This is a genomic window from Rickettsia endosymbiont of Oedothorax gibbosus (assembly GCF_936269705.1).
In the GTDB taxonomy this organism is placed as follows: Bacteria; Pseudomonadota; Alphaproteobacteria; order Rickettsiales; family Rickettsiaceae; genus Tisiphia.
Genome location: NZ_OW370493.1, coordinates 1 through 21,060, shown reverse-complemented (window position 1 = coordinate 21,060; position 21,060 = coordinate 1). Strand labels below are relative to the sequence as shown.

Below are 21,060 nucleotides of genomic sequence, written 5' to 3'. Positions count from 1 at the left end.
ATAGCTACCATCCTCTTTAGTATATAAATTTCTTAAGGTTTTTAATATGACAAATAAAGAAAAATTACCCTTACTCGCATTAAAAGACATGGTGATATTTCCAGGTATGATCGCTCCTGTATTTGTCGGTAGGTCAAAGTCTCTAAAAGCTTTGTTTAATACTAAAATTATAGATAATAATAGATATATATTATTAGTATTACAAAAACAACAAGATCAAGATACTCCAGATATTCAAGATCTTCATTCTACAGGAGTAATTGCTAAAATTATACAAACAGTAAGGTTACAGAATAATGCCAAAATTCTAGTTGAGGCAATCGATAAGGTTACCCTACATAACATCACTAATAAAGAAATATTTGAAGCTGAATATAGCATACTACATGATGAAGAGGTAATTGATGTAGAATCTTTAAAAGTTTCCACAGCAAATGTTATCGAGTTATTCACAAAATATACTAAGACTCATAAAAAAATTAATCCAGAAATAATAGAAACGATAACTGGTGAAATAGCAAAAAATCCAACAGATTTTAGTTATGTCACTAATGTACTAGCTTCTTATTTGACTGTACCATTAATAATAAAACAAACTTTGTTAGAGGAGACCAAACCTCAATCACGAATTAAAACTATAATAGATACATTAACATCTAGTATGGCTCAAATAGATGCAGAGCAAGCTTTACAATTGCGAGTAAAAAAACAAATTGAGAAAACTCAGCGTGATTATTACTTGCACGAACAAATGAAAGCTATACAAAAAGAACTCGAACATGATAAATCTGATTTCTCTGATATAGAAAAAAAGATTAAAACCTTAAAACTTTCAAAAGAAGCAAAAGAAAAAGCTGAAGCAGAACTGAAAAAGCTAAAGCTTATGAATCAAATGTCAGGTGAATCATCAGTTGTCCGTAATTACCTTGATACATTATTAGCCATGCCATGGGGGAAATTTGATAATAATAAAACTGATATAAATAAAACTAGAGAAATTTTGGATCGTGATCACTTTGGTCTTGAGAAAGTCAAAGAGCGTGTTATTGAATATTTAGCAGTGTTACAACGTTCTAAAAAAATTAAAGGACCTATATTATGCTTAATCGGTCCACCAGGAGTTGGGAAAACCTCATTGGTCAAATCCATTGCTGAAGCAATAGGTAGGAAATATACTAAATTTGCTCTTGGCGGTATTAGAGATGAATCGGAGATTAGGGGACATCGAAAAACATATCTTGGTTCTATGCCAGGAAAAATTATGAATTTAATAAAAAAAGTTAAAACTAATAACCCCGTTATGTTATTAGATGAAATTGATAAAATGGGTTCTGATTTTCGAGGTGATCCGGCTTCTGCTTTACTTGAAGTCTTAGACCCTGAACAAAACAGTAATTTCGTTGATCATTATTTAGAAGTAGAATATGATCTGTCAGAGATAATGTTTATTGCAACAGCTAATTCTTATAATCTGCCCAGAGCTCTACTTGATCGTATGGAGATCATTAATATTTCTGGTTATGTTGAAGAAGAAAAATTACAAATTGCCAAAAACTACTTAATACCAAAGCAATTGAAAATGCATGAAATAAAGAAAAATGAACTCACTATTGATGATGGAGCAATTTTAGAATTAATTAGATATTACACCAAAGAATCAGGAGTAAGATCGCTTGAGAGAGAAATTGGCTCTGTTACAAGAAAAGTATTGCAAAGAATTTTGAGTAACAAAAAAATAAAAAGCATATCAATATCATCTACCAATCTTGAAAAATATTTAGGAGTTAGGAAATATAATTTTGGTCTAGCTGAAAAAGAAGATCAAATAGGTAGTACTACGGGACTTGCTTATACAGAAGTTGGCGGAGAATTACTTACCATTGAAGCCTTGTCATTCCATGGCAAAGGAGATATTAAAACTACTGGTAAACTTGGGGATGTAATGAAAGAATCTGCTCAAGCAGCCTATAGCTGTTTTCGTTCTAGAGCTAGTAGTTTTGGATTAAAATATGAAGATTATAAAGATCTTGATATCCATTTGCACGTACCGGCTGGAGCGATTCCAAAAGATGGTCCATCTGCTGGATGTGCAATATTTACCACTATTGTTTCACTTATGACCAAAATACCGGTAAACAGAACTGTAGCAATGACTGGAGAAATCACCCTAAGGGGGACAGTATTACCAATTGGGGGACTAAAAGAAAAATTATTAGCCGCTAGCCGAGGTGGTATACAAACGGTGATAATACCTCAAGATAACGTTAAAGACTTAGAAGATATTCCACCGAATATAAAAAAGAGTTTAGAAATTTTATCAGTATCAACTGTAGATGAAGTGCTAAAATTAGCTTTGGTCAATAATAATTTTACAGTTACTAACTAAAAATAGGTATGATTATATAGTCAATTCAGGAGAATTAGGTAGCAGGAGCGATGGAGCAAAGCCTATAAGTAATAGGCAAGCATTGAGTGACGACGTCACCAACTTCCCATCAATTGACTATAGGAAACTCTCTCAAGAATCAGCAATAACATCATCCTTCTTATTGTCTAGTGAGTCAATCATTTAATTTGTGTAAGTTCATTTTTTATTTTCCAATAAATCATATTTAAAATCTCCACAAAGTATTTCAAATTGATTTAAAGCTAAAGACCAATCTTTAATAGGCATGGTCCATTTTTTGGCTGCATTTTGTAGGGATAAAAATATTATTTTTTGAATTGACTTATCATCTGGAAACACCCCCTTATTTTTGATAATTTTTCTAATTTGACGATTTACAGATTCTATAGTGTTAGTAGTATAAATTACCTTTCTGTTCTCTTCAGGAAAGGCAAAAAACGGTATTATCCCAGACCAATTACGTTGCCAAATATCAGAAATTACCGGATATTTTTTATCCCATTTTACACCAAATTGCTGAAGTTTTAAACGTGCCATTTCGTCATTATTAGCTGTATAAATTTGTTTTAGATCTGATGTGACCTCTTTTAAATCTTTATATGACACATACTTTACTGAATTGCGAACCATATGTACAATACATAATTGTACTATAGTACTCGGGAATACACTGCTTATAGCTTCTGGAAAGCCCTTTAAACCCCACACAAGCAACATAAATTTGTTCAATTCCTCGATTCTTTAACTCAGTAACTACTTGCATCCAAAATTTAGCACCTTCATTTTTGCCTATCCAAATGCCAAGTAACTCCTTTTTCCCTTCTATATTTACTATAATGGTTCCAATATTTTGGACAGAAAAATAAGAAAAATGAGATAGAATTCTTTAGCAAACAAGGAGAGCTAGAGATGAAAAAACAAGTAAGGCAATATAGTGCTGAGGAGAAAGTCAAAATTGTCATAGAAGCAATTAAGGGAGAGCTAACAATAGCCCAGATAACCAGTAAGTATGGTGTTCATGCAACACAGATCAGTAACTGGAAAAAACAAGGTCTTGAGTTGTTAGTACAAGGTTTTAAGAATAAAACACAGAGTGCTGATCCAAATCAGCAGGGGTTAATCAAGAATCTATATGAGCAAATTGGTCAGTTAAGCGTTGAGTGTGACTGGCTCAAAAAAAAATCTGCATTGTTTGGAATTAAAGGTTAGGTGTAATATGATAGAGCCTAATCATAATAAGTTAACAATTGTACAACAGTGTAAGTTATTGGATATTAGCAGGTCAACCTATTACTATCAACCTACTGGTATTAGTGAACAAGATATCAAGATTATGGCAATAATTGATGAGACCTATACTATGCATCCATATTATGGTATGCGGCGGATGGCTAAATATTTACAAGCCCAAGGTTTTTCGGTAGGTCGTAAAGCTGTTAGACGTTACTACAAGATAATGGGTCTTGAAGCTGTTTATCCTAAAATAAATTTAAGCAAGAGGAATCAAGTGCATAAAATATATCCTTATTTACTAAAAGGATTAGAAATAGTATTGCCAAACCAGGTTTGGAGTGCAGATATAACGTATATAAGACTGAGCCAAGGGTTCGTATATTTAGTAGCTATTATTGACTGGTATAGTCGTTATATTCTAAGTTGGCGAATCTCCATTAGTTTGGAAAGTGAATTTTGTGTAACAGCCCTTGAAGACGCTATAGAAAAATATGGTATGCCAAAAATATTTAATACTGATCAAGGAGTACAATTTACCTCGGAGAATTTTATTAGTATGCTAAAGCTACATAATATCTTGATTAGTATGGATGGTAAGGGACGAGCCTTAGATAATATTTTTATTGAACGTTTTTGGCGATCATTAAAACAGGAAAAAATTTATCGGATTATTTTAACAACAGTAAAGGAGGCAAAGACAGCAATTAACGAATATATGGACTTTTATAATAGACAAAGGATACATCAAGCTTTGGATTATAAAAATCCAGAATGTGTATATTTTGAAAAAAATATTGTATAAAAACAACAATTTAATTTTTGTGAATTATATCTCTATTTATCTAAATTTTTGTCTAGACAAAGGGGACCACCTTAGTCAGTTAATTCTTTCAAAGCAATAGTCTTTCGTAATATCTTCTTTACAGTAGAATAAGGGTCTTTTAATCTGTAATATATTTCAGCTACTATGTCATTTTCATACAATTTAGCACTGATAGTACCTATGATATTACGTAAATCGTTAGTATTTGTATCTTGCATAATTGATACTCTAGTAAATCATGTAGTGAACTTGTTAAAAATATTAGATAAGCAAATAGCTAATTATAACACATCGATTTTATCAAAAAATAATTGGCTTGTCAATAACAGGAGGAGAAATTATCAACGAAGTTGCAGCAAATTTACTAAGAAACTGTCGGAGATAACATGCCATTAGACAATATGCCATTTGGCAGCCCGTAGTAGCGGAGAATATAAATCTTCATCCATAGGAATCAAGATATTTTTCTCTTCTTCTATTGTGGGAGGTCTATCAAGAAAGTAAATTTTAGGTGCATCTTTAATGATAGCAAGAGGAGTTTGTTCATTACCTTCACCCATAACAAAAACTGCTGAAGTCGCCAAAGCATCTAAAATATTCACTTGTGTAACCCTTAATGGACTATTGTAAAGATCAGGTTTATCAATATATGAATAAATGGGTATAAAACCACACCAACCAAGAGCGATACCTGTTACACCTAGTCTCATGATTGTTGTATGGCTGTCCGTAATCACAACACCAATCTTTTTAAGATTATGTCTCTTTTTTAAATATTCCCATATCCAAATAACTGTTTTTTGAATATTCTCAGGATACAAAACATATACTCCATGTACGTTTGATTCATCTATACCTGCAGAAGGTATAAGTATACCATTCTTGATAGTTAAATAAAGATCATAAGGATTACGGTCTGTCTCCAACACTAAATCTGCTTCTTGCTTAATCAATAAATTCTTACATATACTATCCTTTGAAACTAAACGTCCTTGTATGATGCTAATTATCTTGGATGTTATAGCAACAATATCTTCATCTACAAGCTCTTGGGTATATTGATCTAAAATTTGTTCCAAACAATCATTAACCTCAATCCTATGAGTTTTTATACCTTTAACAAGCATGACATTCTACCATTTTCATCATCCCATCAAGAAAGAACCATAGTAATTTAGCTCCTTCTTTTGCTCCATAAAAAACTTTCTGCTGATCGTTTTTGTTAAGAGACTTTATCAGACTAACCAATTGTTCTGTATGCCATTTATCAGCTTCTTGATGAACAGAAAAAAATTGCAATGTTTTATTATCTTGAATTCCATAATGCTTTTTTAAACCATCCATCTTAGAAGCAGCAACTTCTGGTGTTTGCCTTTCATAGGCATATAAAGCCCCTAATCCTGTCGGATAATCTGTTCTCACTAGTTCCAAATATCCTTCAACTAGTTTGCAAGTTGAAACTAATTCTGGAAAATTTGGGATTGACTCCCTTGATACGCCTATTCCTTCAGCAAAACGTAACCATAATTCAGGATGATTATCATCACCTTTCTCCTCATCAATCAAATTCTCTAGCAAAATTTGTCTTTCTTGAATCTTATCACAAAGAGCATGGATTTGACTTATATATCTAGGAAAAGCAGAAACATGATGATAGTATTCTTTTACATAGATTTGTAATATTTCATGTTTCAACAATCCTTCATTCCATAACTTATAAAACGGATGTTTAAGTAAATGAAATACCTCAAGAGATGTATTAAGGTTTGTGCAAAATATCATGATATCTCCTTTATATTTGTAAGCTTACAAATAGTATAATTAGGGTGTTCTTTTAAAATTTTTTCATCCCATCCTTTAAAATATCTTAAATCAATGGATGTATCACCAGAATATAAGTGGTGTATTTTTGTTAGTATAAAATAAGAAATCAGATTATGTTCTAAAAATAAATGAGCAATCTCAGCTCCTCCAATCATAAAAAGCTTCTTTACTAAGTTTAAAGATTGAATATATTTTAGAAACTCATTCAATGAACTTACTATCTTTGCATCGTTAGAAATACAATGATGATTACGAGAAAAAACAATAATATCTCTATTATAATCAATTGATGAGAAGTTGGTGACGTCGTCACTCGTCGCTCGCCTATTACTTATAGGCGTCGCTCCATCGCTCCTAGCCCCAAATTCTCCTGAATTGACTATAGTTAGCGAAGTTTTGGGTATTATGTTATAAGTCTTTCGTCCCATAATCATAATATGTCCACTAGTTGTAGCTCTAAAATGCTCAAGTTCTTCCGGATAACTCCAAGGTAAAGAGTTTCTATCACCAATAACTCCTTGTTGCGTTGCTGCCATGATACCTATTATCTTCATATGACACCCTATTGATGAAAGTTTTGATAGGTTGTAAAAAATCGCATATGGTTCCTTACATTATGAACACGCAAAAAATCTACCTTATCTTTTAATGCAAGGGAAGTAGCAATAGTTTCAATATCCCGATTCTTAGCATCAACTGTAGAAAATGCCTGAATATAGGATTTTCTGGAGTGTCCAACCATAATTTGAACATCTAAGCTCCTGAGTTCTTGAACATATCGTAAAATCTCTATGTTTTGATATGACGATTTTCCAAAGCCAATACCTGGATCAATGATAATATTTTCTTGAGAAAAGCCGATATTTAAGAGACGCTCAATGGATTGCTTTCCCCATTCTTTTATCAAACTAATAGGTCTATGCTCTAAAGATAGAATTAATTCTTGATTAGGTGGAATACTCAATGAATGCATGAAACATAGTTTACAACCTTTCTCAGCAATGCTCTTCAAAGTTCTATTATCAAAATCACCTTTGACATCATTAATCCAACTAATCTGATAGTTTTCAAGAAGCCGTTTAACAGTAGATGACCAAAAACTATCTATGCTAACTTTAAGCATTCCTTTATTTATTAATGTTGTAATCCCATCTAGAACAGGCTTTAATTTATTATATTCCTCCTCTGGTGTATGAATTACAGCACCTGGTCTTGTGGATTGAGCCCCAATTTCAATAATACTAGCACCATCACTAGCTAATTCTTGAATTTGCTCAATTGCTTTATCTGGATTGTTAAATTGCCCTCCATCTGAAAAGGAATCATTTGTAACGTTAACAATCCCCACAATTGCAGGATGTAGAACAAAACTTTTAGAAAAAGAATTTGTTAAAGGCATCTTTGTCCATGGCTGTACTTCCATGAGGGCTAAAAGATGTTGTAAAAATGGTCGAGTACTTAATTCTGGATGCGGTATTGTAAGCTGAGGAGTATTGATCTCAAGTTCATCCCAAAGTAAAATATCTAGATCAATAATACGAGGTGCCCATTTTTCATAAATAGCCAATCGTCCCATATCAGATTCTATCGATTTCATGGTTATAAGTAGTGCATCGGGTGATAAATCCGTCTCTCCCGCAACGATCATGTTTAAGAATGGTTTATTCCAAGATGGAGGGGTATTATCTGGCAAAATCGCTTCGGTTTCAAGTATAATTGAAGACTTAGAATTGCGTAAACAACTTTGTGTTAATAAATTCACAGCCATATTTAAGTTATTAATACGATTTCCTAAATTAGAACCAAGACTAATGTAAATCATTGTCCCCTCCTTTACTACATAAAGCAGAGCAGTAAGTAAAAGCAATATCTCCATGAACATCTTGGATAGGCGGTGACATTTTACGTGTTGTTACACTGACAGATTGAACAATATCACGATATCTCAATAAAGATTTATCAATAACATGATAAACTTCTATAGTTAAATGTTCTATTAGATTAAATTGTTTAGTTTGGCAAAGAAATTTAATACTTTGAACAAGCTCAAGATAACAAATTGTATCTTCAAGTTTGTCGGTAATTGTGCCTTTTGGTGGAGTTGTAAATTTTAATTCAATATTAAAACTAACTAATTGCGAATGAAATTTTTCTTGATCACTACATCCAAGATGAATCCATATCCGTAAATCTGAGATTATAAGTTTTAAAAAATTCTTATTGAAAATTTACCTCTTATATAAGTTTATAAAAAAGACTTGTCTAAAAATGTACATAAAGCACTCTACTATGGTAACATATAAAATATGCTGAGTCAATAATTTTTTATATAAGTTCTATTGTGAAAACAACCTTGGTACTATATAGCTGTGTAACATTAGACCTTTATCTGTAAGATTAATATGACCTTTATCGCCTGATCCCTCATTCCACTGAAGTAGATCCAACTTTTTATAGTATATTGCCTTTTGTATGTCCAAAATGTCAAATAATTGCTTACCTGTTCTTTTTTGTATAAGGTCAATATTTAGACCATTTTCAAGACGTAGTCCCATCATCAACATTTCTTCGGTTATTTCTTGCATAGAAAGTTTATTGATATGTTGAATGCCACAGCCCAAGCTCTTAACAGTTTGCAACCATTTTTCTGGCTTATGCCACATCATGATACTATAGAGATTAGATGTAAAATCACTATCGTACATATTAACTCTACTATGAGCACCAGGACCTATACCTAAATAATTATTATATTGCCAATATGTCAAATTATGCTTACATTCATGACCTAACATAGCATAATTTGATATTTCATACCTAAAATATCCTTGTGACTTTAAGTATAAATTAGTCCACTCATACTGATCAGCCGCTTGATCTGAGCTTGGTATAGTCAGATTCCCATCGTTAAACAATTTATAAAATAACGTACCTTTTTCGATGAATAGTTGATATAATGAGATATGACCTGAGGCAAGTTGCATAGCATTGGTCAGTTCGTCTTGCCAACTTTTTAGAGTTTGGTTACTTCTTGCATAAATTAGGTCAAAAGATATTCTGGGAAAAATGCGGCGAGCTATCTCAATAGTTTTGATTGCTTGCCCCACATCATGTTGTCGCCCTAAACTCTTTAAGTCAGTTTCCACTAAAGACTGAACGCCAATTGACACCCTATTTATTCCAGCTAATCTAAAGTCTTTAAATTTCTCGGTCTCAAATGAAGTAGGATTTGTTTCTAAAGTAATTTCTGTGTACTCATCTATTATTGCTAGATTTGCTATTTTGCTAATGATTCCTTCAACAACAAATGGCTTCATTAAAGATGGGGTGCCACCACCAAAGAAAATAGATTTTATATATTTATGACCTATAGTATCCTTGAAATGATTCAGTTCTAACTCATAACATTTCAGCCAATCATTATGGTCTACTTTATCTGAAACATGAGAATTAAAGTCACAATACGGACATTTTGATAGACAGAATGGCCAGTGTATATATATCGATAATGGTTCTTTCATGTTTATATAGTCAACTGATGAGAAGTTGGGGACGTCGTCGCTCAATGCTCATAAGCATCAGTTTAAGAAAAAGTTGTCTATTAGCGAGCTACAATATGTGGCGTGGCAATCCATTTTTGGTTACTTTTATGGATTGCTTCGTCGGCTAACGCCTTCTCGCAATGACGGTTTTCCAATTATTACCTTCTTAAATTGACGCATATGCACGTAGGCGGGAATCTTTATATCCCTGCTTTCACAGGGATGACAGTTAAGGCAAGCAAAGATTACACTAAGCCAAGCAGGCATGACAGAAAAATGGGTTGCCACGACCACTACGTGGTCTCCTCGCAATGACAACTGATATATCTAAATAGACTTTTAAACAGGTTTTGGCATTTGCTGAAGTATAAAGTTTTTCACTTTCTCAAATGCGGTGTTTTCAATCTGCCTAATTCTTTCCTTAGAAATTTTATATTCTATACTAAGAATATCCAGAGTTTTTGGAGAATCTGTTAATTTACGCTCAGTAAGAATATGTAATTCGCGATCATTTAAGATCTTCATCGCTTGGGTTAACAAGTTATGCTTATTAGCAGAATCCTCTTGGCTAATTAATCTTAGCTCTTGACTTGGACGAGTTTCTGGTAAAAATTCAATTAATTCGCTACTACTATTATCATCACCATTTACCAAATTGTTCAGCGATAAGTCTGGACCAGATAATCTAGCATTCATTTCACTAACTTCATTGGTAGTCACTCCAAGTTCTTGAGCAATTTGAACAAAATCTTGATCTGTGACAGCCCTTGAATATAGGTTAGCAATTTTATGCTTAATTTTACCAAGACTAAAGAATAATTTTTTTTGTGCTGCTGTAGTACCCATTTTAACCAAAGACCAAGATCTTAAGACATATTCATGGATTGAAGCTTTAACCCACCACAAAGCATAAGTAGACAAACGAAAACCTAAATCAGGATTATATTTCTTTACTGCCTGCATAAGACCTAAATTCCCTTCTGATACAAGCTCATTTAGAGGTAGTCCATAATTTCTATATCTAATGGCAATTTTTGCTACTAATTTCAAGTGGCTAGTTACTAACTTATGTGCAGCTTCTAGATCGTTTTGTTCAAGATAGGCTTTGGCAAGTAAAAATTCCTCCTCTTGTGAGAGTGATGGAACTTTATTAATTTTTTGCAAATATTGATAAAATCCTGATTCTGCAGAAATTACTGGCACACTGATTTTGTTAGTCATATAATACCTTAAAATAGGTTGTTTTATTAAAACGAGTATATAATATCATAAGTTTAAGATATTTTAAATAGACTTTTCGTAAAAAGTTAAAATTTGATTTTTTACAATAGAGCTAATCCAAATAGGTATAATGGACGGAGCCCATTAAAGAGAAATGTTCACAGATCCTAATAGACGTTCCAATAGGAAATTTGCCTTAGCCTTAGTTAGCTTAGCATTTAGTATGGTTTTTTTAAGCTTTGCATCGATACCAATTTATAATTTATTTTGTAAAGTCACTGGTTATGGCGGTACCACCGTAAGACAGGAATTTAATATATATTCCCCTAAAAAGGGAACTAGAGTGATAACTATAGAATTTGACTCTAATGTTGATAGTAATTTACCTTGGCGATTTATTCCTAAACAAAGAAGGGCTACAGTTATTCCAGGACAAAATACACTAATTTTTTACGAGTCTGAAAATCTAAGCAACGATGATATAATAGGAACTTCCGTTTATAATGTTACACCCAATAAAGCCGGTAAATATTTTGTTAAAATACATTGTTTTTGTTTTGAAGAACAGTTATTAAAAGCAAGAGAGAAAATGTTAATGCCCGTAACATTTTTTATAGACTCTGATTTTGAGGAAGATAAAGAAATGAATGATGTTGAGACAATAACCCTATCTTATAGCTTCTATAAAGTCAGGGTTGTTGAAAAAGATCCAATGAAATTCAAATAATAATTTAAAAAAGTGAAAATTTAGTATATATTTCTACTTTCAACAGATAATTTTAATAAAAAAAGTTAATTATTTTATGACTATAACCATTCATACAGCCGAAGACTTTAAAAAAATGCATATTGCAGGTAAACTTGCTGCAGAAACCTTAGATTTCATTACTAATTATGTAAAACCAGGGGTAAGTACCATTTATTTAAATGATCTTTGCCATGACTTTATTGTATCCAATAATTCAATCCCTGCACCTTTAAACTATAATGGCTTCCCAAAATCAATTTGCACTTCTGTTAACCATGTAGTATGCCATGGTATCCCAAATGATAAACTCCTTAAGAATGGTGATATCATAAACATTGACGTTACTGTAATTGTTGATGGATGGTACGGTGACACTAGTAGAATGTTTTACGTTGGTGATGTCGGAATTAAAGCAAAACGCTTAGTGCAAGTTACTTATGATGCTATGATGACAGGAATTGAACTAGTGAAACCAGGAGTACATTTAGGAACTATCGGAAATGCTATACAAACTTATGTTGAAAAGCATAATTATTCAGTTGTTAGAAATTATACTGGTCACGGGATAGGGCGTATATTCCATACAAAACCGGATGTTCTACATTACGGTAAAGCTGGCACTGGCTTGGTATTAGAAGAAGGTATGTTTTTTACTATTGAACCAATGGTAAATGCTGGACATCACTCTACCCATCTAAGTAAATTAGACGATTGGACAGTTACCACAAGTGATAAATCATTATCAGCACAATTTGAGCATAGTTTGGGGGTAACCAAAGATGGTTTTGACATTTTTACTTTGTCACCAAAACACTTGACATATCCACCTTATAAAATAGATTTATAATAGAACAATATGAAAGATGATACTCCTCATTATATTGGACATAGACAACGTCTAAGGCAACGTATTGTTATGTCTGCAGAGAATCTTGCGGATTATGAATTACTTGAAATGATATTATTTTCTGTAATACCTAGAAAAGATGTAAAACCATTAGCGAAGGAATTACTAACGCGATTTGGTAGTCTGGCTGATTTAATAAATACAGATAAAGAAAAACTACTTAATATTAAGGGGACTAATGATAATTTATACATAAATTTTGTTACTATGCGTGAATTAACTAACAGAATGCTAAAACAAAAAGTAATAAATCAAAATGTCATTAGTTCTTGGAGTATTCTAATAGATTATCTGAAAGCAACGATGGGTAATATGAAGACAGAACAGTTTCGTATCTTATTTCTAAATAAAAAGAATGTCCTGATTGCTGATGAAGTTTTAAGCCAAGGCACCATAGATCAGGCAACAATATATCCAAGAGAAATAATTAAAAGAGCTTTATTTAATGAAGCTGGTGCAATTATATTAGTACATAATCATCCAAGTGGTGTTAGCAAACCTTCAAATACTGATATAAAACTAACACACAAAATAGTAGAAACTTGTGCTAATGTGAATATATCTGTTCATGACCACGTGATTATTGCAGCTAATGAATATTTCAGTTTTAAATCTAATATGTTGTTATGAGTGATTTTATTAATTATAGTTTTTTATTTTTGTTATCTTTTATAGCAACAAGCTTTTTTACTTGGATATTGATTTTCAATCTTCCTTCTTTTGGAATGGTGGATATACCGGATCCACGTAGAGCACACAATAAAATTACACCAAGAGGAGGTGGGCTTGCTATAGTAATAGTGGTAATAATTGGTCTTATCTCTTACGAATATTTTACAACAAAAGCACTAATAAATTCGATTAAAATTTTACCTTTATTGCTGATCATTTCTACAATTTCATTTTTAGATGATCTTATCTCCGTTCCCGTATTTATAAGACTAATTATTCATATAATTTGTTCTACAATAAGCATTGTATTATTTTTATCTCCGGCATTATTATTTCATTATGAATTACCGTTATATATTGATTTTGTGTTATCTATAATATATTTGACTACCTTTTTAAATATTTACAATTTTCTTGATGGGATAGATGGTATTAGTGGTGCCGAATCTATTCATTTATCTATCACTATATTGATACTCTGTTATTTAAAGTATGATACAATAATAAATATAAATTTTATAATTGTACTTAACATCATTATATTGGGATGTTCTATAGGTTTTTTGATATTTAACTGGCATCCTGCTAAAATTTTTATAGGAGACGTAGGTAGCATAAGTTTAGGATTTTTATTAGGTTTATGTTTAATACTTATTTCAGCTTCTAGTATTCATTTATTTATTGCTTCATCTATTGCTAGCTTATATTACATGACCGATGGAGGACTAACCATATTAATTAGACTACTTAATAAGGAAAAGATTTGGCAACCTCATTTAAAGCATTTTTTTCAAAAGGCAGTGAAAAATGGTAAAAGTCATAGAGAAGTAGTGTATAGAATTATAATATGCAATATATTACTTATGATATTATCAATCAGTTCTCTATATTTTCCTTTAGTATCAATTATTTTTGCTATATTAGTAGTAATGGTTACAATCATTAATTTTGCCCATGAAACCACTCAGACATGACATCAACATAATTATTAGACGAATTTTTGGCAAGCAGCACCCATTGCTTGCAGAAATTATGATTAATTGGAGTAAGATTGTTGGATCAAAATTTAGTAGCAAAACTATTCCTCTAAAAATAGTTAAAGCTAAAGAGAAAGGACAGTTAATAAATATTTTACACGTACAAGCAGAAAATTCAAGCATCGCCTTAGAAATATCATACTATCAACAGATAATCATTGAACGTATTTCAGTTTATCTAGGTTTTAAAGCTATACATAGCATAAAAACTACAATATATATACCGTGGAGGAATTAATCATAGTTTTTCCTGCAGAGAATTTTGTTCTAAACGACTCTTAAGCCCTGTGAAATCGACTATTTTTGCATCTTGCTCCTGGCAGGCACAAGTAAAAATATATCTATTTTTGTCTGTAATTTTTTGAATACATTGCCCACAAATGCCTTTCATCATGCACTGCATAGGAGAATTAATGCTTACTATTAGTTGGGGTTTTTTACCAAAAAAATTATCTTTTATATCTCTTATAGCTTGCATCATTTCTGAAACACCGGTGGCTATTATCCTATCTATAGCCAAATTCTCCCAGAGAGAACAATACCCCATTATAGCATACAGCAAATTACCCTTAACACTAATATCTTTTGACCGATTTTTTGATAAAATCCCCTCTTCACAACACCAAACTACTATATCAGCTGATTCTTCAATTTTTTCTTGATAAAATCTATCTTGTAAATTTTTATAACCAGCAAAATATATAATTTTACAATTATTATTTTTAAGAGCCTTGGCTATTGAGCATAAAACAGCATTTCCAACCCCTCCTCCAATAAGAACTATATTGCTATCTTTCAATATCTCAGTTGGCTTACCATTAGGCCCCATTAGTACTACCTGCTCATTTTTCGATAAATATCTACATAAATTACTTGATTTACCACCTTGCCAAACTATCAAATGAATTAACCCATTTTTTGAATCAACATAAGCTCCAGCAATAGCCAAAGGTTCAATAATTTTTGCAATATCACTAGAATAATTTTGCAAACGGAAAAATTGCCCTGGTTGAAAATTCTTAGCAGCAAGAGGAGAATGTATTACAAGCTCTACTATCTTGTCAGATAGAATATTAACCTCTTCAATACGACTCATTAATAGATAATCTAATTTAGCAAAGAAATCTATATAACTACCAGGAAAAATTGGGCTATTTTGGGTAAGTTTTTCTCCGATATTTTTGTACCCTTCTTTACTACTTGCTATGGCTTTAACCACACTTCCAGAGTATAAAGGATCACAATCACCAAAATATGTTACATTATCTTCTAAATGATTATTTACTACCTCTTTATCGATACCTATTGCCATCAGTACAGTTCGTGCCTTAAATTTTTTTCTTACACCTAAATTATCAAATTCTATCGATTGGGTATAGTTGTACTGATCAACATCAATACCTAAAGGTATCATATCCTCAACAAATTTTACACCATCCCCCAGAGCATACATCACTTCCTCAGGGTTTAACTTATATGCAGGAGAATCTTTTAATTTACCCCTATAACAAATTGTTACTCCGCCTAATTCGTCTAGGATTTGCTTGATAGATTGTCTAGTTTGTGCTTGCTTAAATAATTTTGCATGCAAAATAAATTCTTCAGCTATTAATCTATCCTCATTTGTCCAATGTTGCTCTGTGTGCTTTTTACCATTCTTTACAACTGATAACTGATAGTTCTTTAGAAACTTTTCTACTTGTAATTTATAATAATTTAAGCTTTCAGTTGCTGCATCAATAGCGGTCAATCCACCACCAATAATGATAATAGGCATCTTAATAAGTAAATTAGTGATAGATTGCTCTAAAAAAGCTCCTCCTGATTGCAAGGTCATTAGAAAGTCGGAAGCTGTTCTAACACCTTTTGCAAGAAAATTTCTCATCTCAACGATTTGGGGCTTACCAGCCCCAGTACACAAGGCAACATGATCAAATCCCAAATGGTATACCTGCTCCATAGTTATATTGCTATCCAGACTTACACCACCAAAAAGTTTAAACCGACTATTTCTTTGTAACATCAGACGTAATATCGTCAAATTATTTTTATCCCATCTTGGAGTAATACCATATTCAGCCACTCCGCCAAAACCTCCTGGTATTCTCTCTGATAAGTTTTTTTTATAATCAGACCAATATTTAATAGATTTGTTAACATCAAAAGGCAATGGGGTGATTTTTAAACCATCTATGGCTATTACATCATGCCCATCCCGTAATAAATAATGACTTAAACTAAAGCCAGCTGGTCCTTGACCAACTACTAAAACCTTATAATTAGTTGGAAGATTTGGTAAAGGAGCAAAAATGTTAAGCGGATTCCAATTGGTAAGTACTAAATATATTTCTACCCCATAAGGCAGAAGCAGAGTAGTCTCTAAGATATTAGATTCAACAAGAGGAATATCCACAGCTTGTTGCTTTTGATAGATGCAAGCATTGGAACAATCATTACAAATTCTGTGACCAGTAGCAGCTACCATTGGATTATCAATGATAATAATAGCAAGGGCAGCTAGATTAAATCCCTTTGATTTTACATAATTCATCTCAGAGATTTTTTGCTTCAGCGGACATCCCGACTTTGACAGCATACTCTTCTGATTTGAGTATATTGCTGATAATAAACCTTTAGAACAGGAGTCTTTTTCCTGTTTATGACAATAGATACAATAATGAGTATTATTTAAAACCACATCTAGATTGGACGTAGAATCTAAATAATCAAATCCTATTCTTGCATTGTTTCTATACTTAGCTACCTTGTCATGGTCTATTAGATTATCTTTATCTATTTTTTGGGGTAGGGAAAATAGTTGATTTTCAACGTTATTATAAACCATAAAAGCCGCATATTTTGCTGCTATATCTAACTCAAAAGCATATTTTTCAGCATCTAATTGCCATTCCATTACTTGACGAGCAAACTTATTCGTAAAATCACTTTTGTCATCCTCGTCCGTTCCTCTGTCATCCTCATACACTCCTTTGTCATTCCCGTCTGCTCTCCTGTCATTCCCGCGTAGGCGGGAATCTGGATCCCTGCTTTCGCAGGGATGACATACATCGCAGGGATGGCACATACCACAAGGATGACCGCAAGGATAACATTCTATTCCCAGGAGTTTTTTTAGAGAATTTGACACATTAGTAAAATCAATCTCCTGTAATTTTTCATAAGGATATTTTTTTACCGCGATACGCTGAACAAATTTTCTCTTACATTCATAAATTAGATCAAACTCTTTATGACTAAGTCTTATATTGGCTATTTCTTGCTCTATAGCAAATAATTCAGCCAAAAAATCATCTAAAATAGGTGAAATTTCTAATAAAAAATCTGAGTAATATTTCTGATCAACTTGCTCAGGACTGGCTCTTAATGATAAAATAATTTGATAGAGAGAATAATTATGACTACGCAGGAAATTTAAAAAAATATTATCTAATTTTTTTAGACCTTGTAAATTGTTTAAATCAGCAAAATTTAATCCAAAAGCAAGTGTCATATAGCTGATCCTTGATTAAAATATCATACATAATATATGACATTTTTAGCAAAAAACCTATAACTAATATAACTAAAGAAGGTAACAATAACAGCTACAATAACAGACTTGATAATCATGAATGCATCTGGCAGTATTCCTTCTGTTATTAAGAATTGAACTGGTCTTATAACAAGAAAAATAGGATTAATTTCAAATAGTATCCTTTTTGATTCTGGTACCATAGAATATGGATACACTATTGGTATACTCCAATATACAACACTAAAAATTAGATTTAAAATTTGAGGAACATCTCGTATATATGGGGTTAAAAATGCAAAGGCAATGGAACTACTGCACACTGAAATAACCAACGGTAAGACAAGAATTGGTACAAATAATACATTTATACTAAATCTTTCAGGATATAAAATGATAAAAGCTATATACATAGCTACAAACGAGTAAATTAGGTTATAAACTTGTGCTAAACTGTCTGATATAGGAAAGATAGTTCTAGAAATTATGATCTTTTTTATAATTCCACTACGACTAGTTAATGAATTTGATGATATATTTAAACTAGTAACAATAAACGTCCATAATGGTATAGCTCCAACTAAATTCATAATCATTGTTTCTCTTGGTTGTTTAAGTAAAAATCCAACAAAAAATGAAATAGTTATTATATGGACAAAAGGCTGAACTAAACCCCATAACGAACCCAAGAAAGAATCTTTATTTTGACGAGATATAGAAGCTTGGGTTAATAATATTACTGCTAACCAGTATTTTTTGGAAAAAAAATACTTTAACATTAGTAATTCCCACTATTATAAATTTCTAATATTTCACTTGGATTGCCATCCGCGATAATACTACCTTCTTTTAATAAGATACATCTATTACAATTATCCCTAATAATATTTTCCTGATGACTTACTAATATTAGAATTGGTATATTTTGTAACTTATTTTTCATAAAATTAGTAGATTTTTCAACAAAATAACTATCACCAGTAGCAAAAATTTCATCTAACAAAAGAATATCTGCATCTTGAAAAACCGATACAGAGAAAGCTAATCTTGATAACATACCAGAACTATAATTTTTTACTGGTAAATCTATCTTACTACCTAGTTCAGAAAAAATTATAATCTCTCGTTCTAATTCTTTACTGTATCTACTTAACATATTATTATAAAGCATAAGCATTTTAATATTTTCTCTGCCAGTTTGCTCTAACTCAAATCCTATGCCAGTCTCAATGATAGCGGCAAAATCACCATGAACTTTAACTGTTCCAAATTTTAATGGATAAATTCCAGCAATTACCTTAATCAAAGAACTTTTTCCTGAACCATTACTACCAATAAATGCAATTTTTTCACCTGTTTTACAGGAAAAATTTATATTATTTAAGATAGGAATTGACGAAGGAAAAATATTACCCCCTTTAATAAGAAAACGCCTTAAGCTTTCTACTCTTTGTTGATTGTTGATTCCTTCGACAAAACCATCAACTATTTCTATAGATACTAGTTTAGACGTCATATGCTAAAAACATGATTTACATTTTTATTGAAGAATCAATCCATTCTTCAATAGAATTTTTAGGAAATAATCCAGTCTTAGTAGCTAGTTGTTTGCCATCCTTGAATAGAATCATCGTAGGTATAGCACGGATACCTAAACTTGAAGGTATATTAGGATTTTGCTCTATATCCATTTTAACAATTTTTACCTTTCCTATCAATTCCTTACTCAATTCTTCAAGAATAGGGGTCAACATTTTGCATGGTCCACACCATTCAGCCCAAAAATCAACTAATACAGGATCAGTAGATTGTAAAACTTCTTTATCAAAAGAATCATCTGTTATATTACTTGTCATAGTCCCTTAATTATTTAGTTATCATATATTATCTATATAACTTATTCAAATTCAAAATTTATTTTAACAAATTATATGGATTAAAACTCCCATTGTAAATGACTGCTTTAAATTTGCTTAAAAATATTATAATCTATTTTTTAAAAACAGACTTATTACGATCATAATAAAGTTTCATAATCACAGAAGCAGTTTCTTCTATAGATATTCTTGAAACATCAATTACTGACCATCCTTGTTGTTCACAAATTTGTTTTACTTGCATACATTCTTCCTGGACTACTTTAAAATTAGTATAGCTAGTATTATCACTTATTTGTAAAGAATGCATTCTAGTTTCTCTTATTTCAATCAATCTAGCTGGATCAATAACTAAACCAATTATAAGTTGTTTTGTTACATTTCCTAAAATATCTAAAAATGGATAACCATGTATATAAGGTATATTTGCCGTTTTAAATCCATTATATGCTAAATATACAGAAGTCGGTGTTTTTGACGTTCTAGAAGGACCAACCAGAATAATATCAGCTTCGTCTAGTTCACTAGTCATCTGACCATCATCATGTCTAAATGTATAATCAATAGCATGAATTTTATCAAAATAACTTTCATCAAATTCATAATCATAAACTAAACTTCCTTCTATTTCTACACCTAAAAAATCTGAAATTTCTTTTACAATTCTACCTACGACAGAAATACAAGGAATTTTCAAATCATAACAAAATTTAGTTAAATTTCTTCTTAGTTCATAATCTAAAATAGTGTATAATACCAAGCCTGGCTTCATTTTAATTTTTCTCAAAACCTCATTCAATAATTCTGCATTTCTTAACATTGGCCAATGATATAATTTTGACTCAATTTTACTAAATTGTGACAAAGCAGTATGAGCTGCATGCTTAACTGCTTGTACTGAAGAGTCTGAAACCAAGTGAATAACTAGCTTATTCATAACTTATTAGTATTTGTGGATAATTTTTTATTCATACTTTAATATCTATATTAAAAATAACCAGTAACTAGGTATATATATTATGTATCAAGAGGTTAATAACCTATAAAATACAAAGAATAACTTTGTGGATAATTTTGTGTGTAAAATGCTAGATATCCAATATCCATCACGTTTCCTAACTTTAAACACATAAATTACTATAATTATCCACTAAAAAAATGATTATATAAATAATGTGAGTAATAATTACAATCAATATATTATACTAAGTAATTTAACAATAAAAAATGTGTATAA

The 21,060-nt window shown here is 31.5% G+C and carries 21 protein-coding genes and 1 pseudogene; 8 read left to right on the top strand and 14 right to left on the bottom strand.

Annotation, left to right across the window (positions count from 1 at the left end):
* The first annotated feature begins 46 nt into the window (after positions 1–46).
* On the top strand, positions 47–2,386 hold the full coding sequence (lon, locus tag NBW66_RS00110) for an endopeptidase La (protein ID WP_250311383.1): 2,340 nt from the start codon (positions 47–49) through the stop codon (positions 2,384–2,386).
* Between the two features lie 198 nt (positions 2,387–2,584).
* On the opposite strand, the pseudogene NBW66_RS00105 reads toward lon, so the two are convergent.
* A pseudogene (locus tag NBW66_RS00105) lies at positions 2,585–3,239 on the bottom strand (IS256 family transposase); the annotation flags it as partial.
* Between the two features lie 77 nt (positions 3,240–3,316).
* Here NBW66_RS00105 and NBW66_RS15140 point away from each other — a divergent pair.
* The gene (locus NBW66_RS15140; RefSeq protein WP_250311382.1) at positions 3,317–3,616 is read left to right on the top strand and encodes a transposase; all 300 of its coding nucleotides are present in this window, start codon (positions 3,317–3,319) and stop codon (positions 3,614–3,616) included.
* A 7-nt stretch (positions 3,617–3,623) separates the two neighbouring features.
* Positions 3,624–4,442 carry an IS3 family transposase gene (locus tag NBW66_RS00095; protein WP_250310573.1) on the top strand — a complete coding sequence of 273 codons (819 nt, stop codon included), beginning with the start codon at positions 3,624–3,626 and terminating at the stop codon, positions 4,440–4,442.
* A gap of 71 nt (positions 4,443–4,513) precedes the next feature.
* Here NBW66_RS00095 and NBW66_RS00090 read toward each other — a convergent pair whose 3' ends face one another.
* The 8 genes from NBW66_RS00090 to rpoH form a co-directional block, all read right to left on the bottom strand.
* Complete coding sequence (locus NBW66_RS00090) at positions 4,514–4,681, bottom strand: hypothetical protein (protein WP_250311381.1); 168 nt, start codon at positions 4,679–4,681, stop codon at positions 4,514–4,516.
* A 174-nt stretch (positions 4,682–4,855) separates the two neighbouring features.
* Positions 4,856–5,590, bottom strand: coding sequence for a coenzyme F420-0:L-glutamate ligase (locus tag NBW66_RS00085; protein WP_250311380.1), 735 nt, complete (start codon positions 5,588–5,590; stop codon positions 4,856–4,858).
* Positions 5,580–6,245 carry a CADD family putative folate metabolism protein gene (locus tag NBW66_RS00080; protein WP_250311379.1) on the bottom strand — a complete coding sequence of 222 codons (666 nt, stop codon included), beginning with the start codon at positions 6,243–6,245 and terminating at the stop codon, positions 5,580–5,582. Before NBW66_RS00080 ends, NBW66_RS00085 begins: the two co-directional genes overlap by 11 nt.
* On the bottom strand, positions 6,242–6,823 hold the full coding sequence (locus tag NBW66_RS00075; protein WP_250311378.1) for a dihydrofolate reductase: 582 nt from the start codon (positions 6,821–6,823) through the stop codon (positions 6,242–6,244). Before NBW66_RS00075 ends, NBW66_RS00080 begins: the two co-directional genes overlap by 4 nt.
* A 26-nt stretch (positions 6,824–6,849) precedes the next feature.
* Complete coding sequence (folP, locus tag NBW66_RS00070; protein WP_250311377.1) at positions 6,850–8,154, bottom strand: dihydropteroate synthase; 1,305 nt, start codon at positions 8,152–8,154, stop codon at positions 6,850–6,852.
* Positions 8,096–8,464: a dihydroneopterin aldolase gene (locus NBW66_RS00065; protein WP_250312215.1), complete on the bottom strand. Its 369-nt coding sequence runs from the start codon at positions 8,462–8,464 to the stop codon at positions 8,096–8,098. Before NBW66_RS00065 ends, folP begins: the two co-directional genes overlap by 59 nt.
* A 159-nt stretch (positions 8,465–8,623) precedes the next feature.
* Positions 8,624–9,808, bottom strand: coding sequence for a radical SAM family heme chaperone HemW (gene hemW, locus NBW66_RS00060; RefSeq protein WP_250311376.1), 1,185 nt, complete (start codon positions 9,806–9,808; stop codon positions 8,624–8,626).
* A gap of 360 nt (positions 9,809–10,168) precedes the next feature.
* Complete coding sequence (gene rpoH / locus NBW66_RS00055) at positions 10,169–11,050, bottom strand: RNA polymerase sigma factor RpoH (protein ID WP_250311375.1); 882 nt, start codon at positions 11,048–11,050, stop codon at positions 10,169–10,171.
* A gap of 154 nt (positions 11,051–11,204) precedes the next feature.
* On the opposite strand from rpoH, the gene NBW66_RS00050 reads away from it, so the two are divergent.
* The 5 genes from NBW66_RS00050 (at position 11,205) to NBW66_RS00030 (ending at position 14,652) form a co-directional block, all read left to right on the top strand.
* Positions 11,205–11,777 (top strand): cytochrome c oxidase assembly protein, encoded by a 573-nt coding sequence (locus NBW66_RS00050; RefSeq protein ID WP_250311374.1) that lies wholly within the window; start codon positions 11,205–11,207, stop codon positions 11,775–11,777.
* 76 nt (positions 11,778–11,853) lie between these two features.
* Positions 11,854–12,645 (top strand): type I methionyl aminopeptidase, encoded by a 792-nt coding sequence (gene map / locus NBW66_RS00045; protein ID WP_250311373.1) that lies wholly within the window; start codon positions 11,854–11,856, stop codon positions 12,643–12,645.
* Between the two features lie 9 nt (positions 12,646–12,654).
* Positions 12,655–13,335 (top strand): RadC family protein, encoded by a 681-nt coding sequence (radC, locus tag NBW66_RS00040; protein WP_250311372.1) that lies wholly within the window; start codon positions 12,655–12,657, stop codon positions 13,333–13,335.
* Complete coding sequence (locus NBW66_RS00035; RefSeq protein ID WP_250311371.1) at positions 13,332–14,351, top strand: MraY family glycosyltransferase; 1,020 nt, start codon at positions 13,332–13,334, stop codon at positions 14,349–14,351. Before radC ends, NBW66_RS00035 begins: the two co-directional genes overlap by 4 nt.
* The gene (locus NBW66_RS00030) at positions 14,332–14,652 is read left to right on the top strand and encodes a DUF721 domain-containing protein (RefSeq protein ID WP_250311370.1); all 321 of its coding nucleotides are present in this window, start codon (positions 14,332–14,334) and stop codon (positions 14,650–14,652) included. The genes NBW66_RS00035 and NBW66_RS00030 overlap by 20 nt, the downstream gene beginning before the upstream one ends.
* Here the strand turns inward: NBW66_RS00030 and NBW66_RS00025 are convergent, their stop codons facing one another.
* The 5 genes from NBW66_RS00025 to NBW66_RS00005 form a co-directional block, all read right to left on the bottom strand.
* Positions 14,653–17,925 (bottom strand): FAD-dependent oxidoreductase, encoded by a 3,273-nt coding sequence (locus NBW66_RS00025; RefSeq protein WP_250311369.1) that lies wholly within the window; start codon positions 17,923–17,925, stop codon positions 14,653–14,655.
* Positions 17,926–17,948: 23 nt separating this feature from the next.
* Positions 17,949–18,725 carry an ABC transporter permease gene (locus NBW66_RS00020; protein WP_250311368.1) on the bottom strand — a complete coding sequence of 259 codons (777 nt, stop codon included), beginning with the start codon at positions 18,723–18,725 and terminating at the stop codon, positions 17,949–17,951.
* Positions 18,725–19,462 carry an ABC transporter ATP-binding protein gene (locus NBW66_RS00015; protein ID WP_250311367.1) on the bottom strand — a complete coding sequence of 246 codons (738 nt, stop codon included), beginning with the start codon at positions 19,460–19,462 and terminating at the stop codon, positions 18,725–18,727. The genes NBW66_RS00020 and NBW66_RS00015 overlap by 1 nt, the downstream gene beginning before the upstream one ends.
* A gap of 16 nt (positions 19,463–19,478) precedes the next feature.
* Complete coding sequence (trxA, locus tag NBW66_RS00010) at positions 19,479–19,802, bottom strand: thioredoxin (RefSeq protein WP_250311366.1); 324 nt, start codon at positions 19,800–19,802, stop codon at positions 19,479–19,481.
* A 133-nt stretch (positions 19,803–19,935) separates the two neighbouring features.
* Positions 19,936–20,760 (bottom strand): pyruvate, water dikinase regulatory protein, encoded by an 825-nt coding sequence (locus NBW66_RS00005; protein WP_250311365.1) that lies wholly within the window; start codon positions 20,758–20,760, stop codon positions 19,936–19,938.
* Positions 20,761–21,060 lie beyond the last annotated feature (300 nt).

Coding starts and splice junctions, on each gene's coding strand:
- NBW66_RS00080 (WP_250311379.1), bottom strand. CDS start 6,245: ATGATATTTTGCACAAACCTTAATACATCTCTTGAGGTATTTCATTTA.
- map (WP_250311373.1), top strand. CDS start 11,854: ATGACTATAACCATTCATACAGCCGAAGACTTTAAAAAAATGCATATT.
- lon (WP_250311383.1), top strand. CDS start 47: ATGACAAATAAAGAAAAATTACCCTTACTCGCATTAAAAGACATGGTG.
- NBW66_RS00095 (WP_250310573.1), top strand. CDS start 3,624: ATGATAGAGCCTAATCATAATAAGTTAACAATTGTACAACAGTGTAAG.
- NBW66_RS15140 (WP_250311382.1), top strand. CDS start 3,317: ATGAAAAAACAAGTAAGGCAATATAGTGCTGAGGAGAAAGTCAAAATT.
- rpoH (WP_250311375.1), bottom strand. CDS start 11,050: ATGACTAACAAAATCAGTGTGCCAGTAATTTCTGCAGAATCAGGATTT.
- NBW66_RS00020 (WP_250311368.1), bottom strand. CDS start 18,725: ATGTTAAAGTATTTTTTTTCCAAAAAATACTGGTTAGCAGTAATATTA.
- NBW66_RS00005 (WP_250311365.1), bottom strand. CDS start 20,760: ATGAATAAGCTAGTTATTCACTTGGTTTCAGACTCTTCAGTACAAGCA.
- NBW66_RS00075 (WP_250311378.1), bottom strand. CDS start 6,823: ATGGCAGCAACGCAACAAGGAGTTATTGGTGATAGAAACTCTTTACCT.
- hemW (WP_250311376.1), bottom strand. CDS start 9,808: ATGAAAGAACCATTATCGATATATATACACTGGCCATTCTGTCTATCA.
- NBW66_RS00090 (WP_250311381.1), bottom strand. CDS start 4,681: ATGCAAGATACAAATACTAACGATTTACGTAATATCATAGGTACTATC.
- radC (WP_250311372.1), top strand. CDS start 12,655: ATGAAAGATGATACTCCTCATTATATTGGACATAGACAACGTCTAAGG.
- NBW66_RS00015 (WP_250311367.1), bottom strand. CDS start 19,462: ATGACGTCTAAACTAGTATCTATAGAAATAGTTGATGGTTTTGTCGAA.
- NBW66_RS00035 (WP_250311371.1), top strand. CDS start 13,332: ATGAGTGATTTTATTAATTATAGTTTTTTATTTTTGTTATCTTTTATA.
- trxA (WP_250311366.1), bottom strand. CDS start 19,802: ATGACAAGTAATATAACAGATGATTCTTTTGATAAAGAAGTTTTACAA.
- NBW66_RS00050 (WP_250311374.1), top strand. CDS start 11,205: ATGTTCACAGATCCTAATAGACGTTCCAATAGGAAATTTGCCTTAGCC.
- NBW66_RS00085 (WP_250311380.1), bottom strand. CDS start 5,590: ATGCTTGTTAAAGGTATAAAAACTCATAGGATTGAGGTTAATGATTGT.
- NBW66_RS00025 (WP_250311369.1), bottom strand. CDS start 17,925: ATGACACTTGCTTTTGGATTAAATTTTGCTGATTTAAACAATTTACAA.
- NBW66_RS00030 (WP_250311370.1), top strand. CDS start 14,332: ATGAAACCACTCAGACATGACATCAACATAATTATTAGACGAATTTTT.